Origin of the sequence: Anaerosporobacter sp. (assembly GCF_031551385.1) — a bacterium.
Classification (GTDB): domain Bacteria; phylum Bacillota; class Clostridia; order Lachnospirales; family Lachnospiraceae; genus Anaerosporobacter.
This window is the reverse complement of sequence record NZ_JAVBNS010000187.1, coordinates 1-5086: the sequence shown is the minus strand read 5'-3', so window position 1 is coordinate 5086 and position 5086 is coordinate 1. Positions and strand designations below refer to the sequence as shown.

The window sequence follows — 5086 nt, the reverse complement described above, 5'->3', positions numbered from 1 at the left end:
GGTGTAAAACAAAGACCGAAGACGGACCAGTTTGCTTTTAAATCAAAAATTGTGTGCATAAATGTAACTTGAAGGACGTAGTCCTGAATAGTTACGATATTATATATTAGATCATATAATTAAATCGTGCCAAACGGATATCTGTTTGGCACGATTTATAATTATTTATATTAATATTGTTCTACAGGATTTTCTGTATATTTGCATTCAAAGTTTGAAAATCTTGCAGTATTTGATGCAGAGGAATCACTAGCATATAATCCAATCATAACACCAGTGAATCCACCAGCAACTTCAGAGGATAGATATCGAGTATCTCCATTTCCAAGTATGATTTCTTCACCATTGATTTTAACACCAAAACTGTAAGAATAATTACTTGCATGAATTATAAGTGTAGCGTTCGCGTCTGCATTAACATCAAGTTGATGTTCCACACTCTTAATATTACCAATATTAAGTCGTTCAATAACTTCATATGAGCCTTTGCAATCCTGTTTTTCACGAATGGCAATATCATAGTGATGCTTTTCGTCCATATATATTGTGATACCAGCTTCACCATGATCAATGCTTACATCACAAGTGATTGTTCCATTAAAGTCTCTTTGTCTTAAACCAAGAAATGTTGGAGTATCAGCAGCATCTAATGTAACGGTTGTTCCTGTAAGTGTAATGTTATCTTCCTCTAATTGATAGTTTTCGTATTGAGGTAAACGAAGGTAACACCAGTCTCTATTCCACTTTGTATTTTCAAATGTATAAACTCTCTTTTCCTCTTGAACAATATGTTCAGGAATTCGAGTTGTGTCAAAGGTACGTGTTGTTGTACCGTTATCTCCTGCAGTAAACCAACCATTTTCATCAAATGTCACAGGTGTTAGGAATACCTCACGTCCTAAGTGATGGTAAGTTGCCCATCTTCCGATTTGGCGGAATCCAAGAGAAATAAGCCACCAATTGCCAGCATTATCTTCAATCAAATCGCCATGACCAATACCTTGAACTTCATAGCCACCTAGATTTCGGTTTGTTAGAACTGGATTCTTTGCATAGCCTTCAAATGGGCCATATGGAGAATCTCCTACTGCATACGTAACCATATGACCAAACTCTGTACCACCTTCTGCTGCTAGTAGGTAGTATTTGTTATTCATCTTATACATATGAGGGCCTTCCAGATAACGACCGCCAGAGCCTTGCCATATTGTACGGCTTGGTGTTAATTTCTTACCTGTAGTAAGTTCAATCTCACATTGAACAATTCCAGGAACGCCGAAATCATCACTACCATTACTCATAAAGTATGTCTTACCATCTTCAAAATATAGGGATGGGTCAATACCGCCTTGGTCAACATTGATTGGTTCAGACCATTCGCCAGTAATATCTTCTGTCCAAACATAGAAATTTTGATGTGTTGTATCGTTTGTTGTCGTCATATAGAAACGTCCCTCGTTGTAACGAATCGTTGGTGCAAACACACCACCTGAACTGTTTACTTTATCTAATTCGATTTGACTTTTTCTTGTTAAACAGTGTCCGATTTGTTCCCAGTTAATTAAATCTACACTTTTAAAAATCGGTACGCCTGGGAAGTACTGCATGGAACTGCAAACCATATAGTAAGTATTACCAACTTTGCATACGCTTGGGTCTGGGTAGAATCCTTTTAGTATTGGATTATTATATTTCATATGATATTTCCTCCTGATTTTTGGCTTATTTTATATAATTTGAAGTGAGTATTCGTAACAAGTATTCAAGAGTGACGTTATACTCTTCAAGTTACAACTTGACTTCCTTTTTTACTAGCACTATACTGAATATAGTGTATCATTATCAAACTGGTAAAAACAATGAATATTCGGTCATAAGTTAGCACAAAACAGACATGGAGAATCTATTATGTATGAGATGAAATTAGAGCTTTTTACGAAGGATCAAAACTTTCCTTTTTTTATTCAATATGGACACCACTCTGGTGACTTTTTTATGCATGTTCATAAGGATTTTACGGAACTTGTAATTGTAATAGAGGGTACTGCCATTCATGCTGTTGGAGAGGAATCTTATGAGATTAAGAAAGGTGATATCTTTGTAATTGGGAAGAATACGGCACATGGATTTAAGAATTCAAAAAACTTTCGTTTATGTAATATCATGTTTCGACCTGAATTAATGTTTTCAGAAGAATATGATATTAAGAAGTCAAAAGGGTTTCATGCCCTGTTTGTGTTAGAGCCATATATAACGAAAGAATATGTATTTCAAAGTAAGTTAAGGCTTAATTTTGCGGAATATGAGAAAGTTAGTATAATGCTTGATGAGATGATGTACGAATATAGAGTACGACAAGAAGGTTGGCAAGAAATGCTGAATGCATGTTTTATGCGTTTGGTCATCTATCTTTCTAGGGCATATAAATTACCAGAGCGGGTTGATGCTCATGATTTAATCTATATTGCTAATGCAGTATCCTATATAGAAAATCATTTTATAGAAGCGCTTACGGTAAAACAATTAGCGGAGATGGCATATCTTTCGGAGAGACATTTTTCAAGAGTATTTAGTAGTACCTATCATATCTCTCCTATGCAGTATGTGATTAAGTTACGTCTGCACTATGCCAGTTTATTGTTAAGAAATACTTCTACATCCATTATGGACATCTCTGTACAGAGTGGATTCAGTGATAGCAATTATTTTGCACGGCAGTTCAAAAAGATTTATAATTGCTCTCCTAGTGAGTACAGAGAACGGTTGTGAAATATTCGTCTAGTCTTTGATGAAATTCGTTCTCTAATACGGGTAGATTCGTTCCTTTTAACACGATGGAATGAATCTTTACGTTACGAAATATCCACGTCTCTTTCCAATTTAGCAAGTGAAATGTATATGTAAATTCTTCTCCAATACTAAACGGTTGCTCTTCTAAAACTGTATGCGTATTATGGTTACATATTTTTTCACGAATTGAATTACGGCAATGTGTGATAAAACAATCTTCCGCTTCCCCAAAGCTTCGTTCTATATATGCCTGCGAAGCATGGGCTATCTTGTCAATAAGCAAATCAACAACTCGCTTATGTCGAACTGTCTTTAACATCTTCGTCAAGACCCATTCATTCCATTTGGAAGGTCGTTTTTTGTATCGATGAATCCATTTTTCCATAGAGGAATCGTTTGCTTCCTGTGCTATTTGTAAAAAGGCTTGAATTCCACGCATAGAAGTAATAAATGGTTCTTCCTTTTCCCATGAAACACAGATGTAATTTCGCAAAGGGGCGAATTCATAAAAGGAAAGTAAATCAATTTCGTCTTGTGTGCATACCTTTTTATTAAGAAACTGATATTTATCCTGTAAAATACCAAGTCGATAGTTGATTTGTCTTAGGTATTCATCACCCTTTACCCAAAAGTGACCAATATTATGATACTGGTAGAGAGTATTCTCTAGTGTTAACCTTGAGAAACGGATGGTAAAGCTATTGCTATTGCCTTGTCTTACACTAAGAATATAATCATCACCGACATGATCAAGAGTTCCTTGAAGGGAGTCTTCATTTTCAGTTTCGTATGCTCCTATCATAACCGCATTTTCAAATACAAGAAAACTTTCAATTGCATCATTCATCATATATACGATGTGGTATTGTCGCTCTTTCTTTTTCTCTATCAGTTCGAATACATTTTCTTTTAATATCTGTGCGAGGTAAATAAATTCATCTGGACAATCCTTATGCAGTCCAGGTAAGTATTCTTTATACTGTTCCCAAGTTTCTATATTCATATGATTTTTCCTTATTTATTCTAATATACATGGTAATGATTAAAAGAAAAGATTAAACAAACCTAGAAGGAAACCAATAACAGCACCTAGATTAACAATCATTCCAAGTTCATTTTTCATAACGGACATAATAAGTGTCTCTAGTTCTTTCACATCCATAGTATTGATTTTTTCTTCAACAATTCCTTGTACATCAAATGCACTAACAATATCCTTCGTGTGTTTTTCAATCATAGAATTATAGAGTTGATTTACTAGCGTTTCTAGTTTACGTGAATCAACATCTCCAATGATAGAATTGATGGATTGTACTTCGAGCATATTGACTTCATTCGTAATATACTCTTCAATCTTATCTCTTCCACCTTCTTGCACATAGCTATCTACCTTATTACCAATTGGTGTAGCTAAAGATGCAATTAAATCGTCATTAACAAACATGGCTAACATACCGCCTTTTTGTTTTAGGGCTGCAGCACCTTCTGTTGCAATAATATTGCCAGCATCCATGGATAAGAAACCAGTTGTAATCTTATCTGTAATCATTTCGACTAGTAACTCTTTCTTGTCCTCATAGCCCTCCTCACCGAGTGCAGATTGAGCAAGTTCTTGAATGGAGGATTCTGTTACCACGTCTTGAATTCCATTAACGATTCCGTTCGAGATGGTTTGTCTCATACCATCAGAAGTAAGAATTTTAGCAAGCTCATCTTCGCTTAATAACGCATTACCAACTGCCTGACCAATCGCATGTGCTAAAGCAGGCTTTCTCTTTGGAATAATTCCTGGTGTAAAAGGTAATGTGTATTTTCCGATTTTAACTGGATACAATGGGCGAAACAGCATCTTAACGGCAATATAGTTTGTACAATAACCGATGATGCCTCCAATAACAGGGCCTGATAGTATATTAATAATGTTCATATAATCGTTCCTCTTTTCGTAATTTGTATAAATATCAGATTTGCATATTGAAGTATACACCATAATTGCAGTAGATTCAACCTTATATACTATCTAAGGTAAACCAAAATTCGCTTCCACCAGATTTTTTACTATGGCAATATATCTCGCCGCCATGCTGATTAATAATATATTTGCAAATGGATAACCCAAGTCCTGAACCAGAGATGTTAGAGCTACGAGATTTTTCGGCGCGATAGAATTTATCAAATACATAGGGAATGTCTTCGGCACTAATTCCAATACCATTATCAATGACATGAATGCTTAAGATATTGTTTTCACGTTTGGCGACTAATTTGATACAGCCATTAAGTGTATCTGTGTACT

General features: G+C 35.3%; 5 protein-coding genes. 1 reads left to right on the top strand and 4 read right to left on the bottom strand.

The window, feature by feature from the left end:
* Window positions 1-170: 170 nt before the first annotated feature.
* A complete protein-coding gene (locus RMR19_RS14810) occupies window positions 171-1697 on the bottom strand; it encodes a glycoside hydrolase family 43 protein (protein ID WP_310604271.1) in 1527 nt (508 codons plus the stop codon).
* Window positions 1698-1908: 211 nt separating this feature from the next.
* On the opposite strand from RMR19_RS14810, the gene RMR19_RS14805 reads away from it, so the two are divergent.
* Window positions 1909-2769 carry an AraC family transcriptional regulator gene (locus RMR19_RS14805; protein WP_310604270.1) on the top strand — a complete coding sequence of 287 codons (861 nt, stop codon included), beginning with the start codon at window positions 1909-1911 and terminating at the stop codon, window positions 2767-2769.
* Here RMR19_RS14805 and RMR19_RS14800 read toward each other — a convergent pair.
* The 3 genes from RMR19_RS14800 to RMR19_RS14790 form a co-directional block, all read right to left on the bottom strand.
* Window positions 2744-3793 (bottom strand): DUF3878 family protein, encoded by a 1050-nt coding sequence (locus RMR19_RS14800; RefSeq protein WP_310604269.1) that lies wholly within the window; start codon window positions 3791-3793, stop codon window positions 2744-2746. The genes RMR19_RS14805 and RMR19_RS14800 overlap by 26 nt on opposite strands.
* A 39-nt stretch (window positions 3794-3832) precedes the next feature.
* Complete coding sequence (locus tag RMR19_RS14795; protein ID WP_310604268.1) at window positions 3833-4717, bottom strand: DUF445 domain-containing protein; 885 nt, start codon at window positions 4715-4717, stop codon at window positions 3833-3835.
* Between the two features lie 82 nt (window positions 4718-4799).
* Window positions 4800-5086, bottom strand: a 287-nt coding sequence (locus RMR19_RS14790) for a sensor histidine kinase (protein WP_310604267.1), incomplete at its 5' end; no start/stop codon positions are given.

Excerpts from the sequence above, each read along its gene's own strand:
- RMR19_RS14805 (WP_310604270.1), top strand. The coding sequence starts at position 1,909 with ATGTATGAGATGAAATTAGAGCTTTTTACGAAGGATCAAAACTTTCCT.
- RMR19_RS14800 (WP_310604269.1), bottom strand. The coding sequence starts at position 3,793 with ATGAATATAGAAACTTGGGAACAGTATAAAGAATACTTACCTGGACTG.
- RMR19_RS14810 (WP_310604271.1), bottom strand. The coding sequence starts at position 1,697 with ATGAAATATAATAATCCAATACTAAAAGGATTCTACCCAGACCCAAGC.
- RMR19_RS14795 (WP_310604268.1), bottom strand. The coding sequence starts at position 4,717 with ATGAACATTATTAATATACTATCAGGCCCTGTTATTGGAGGCATCATC.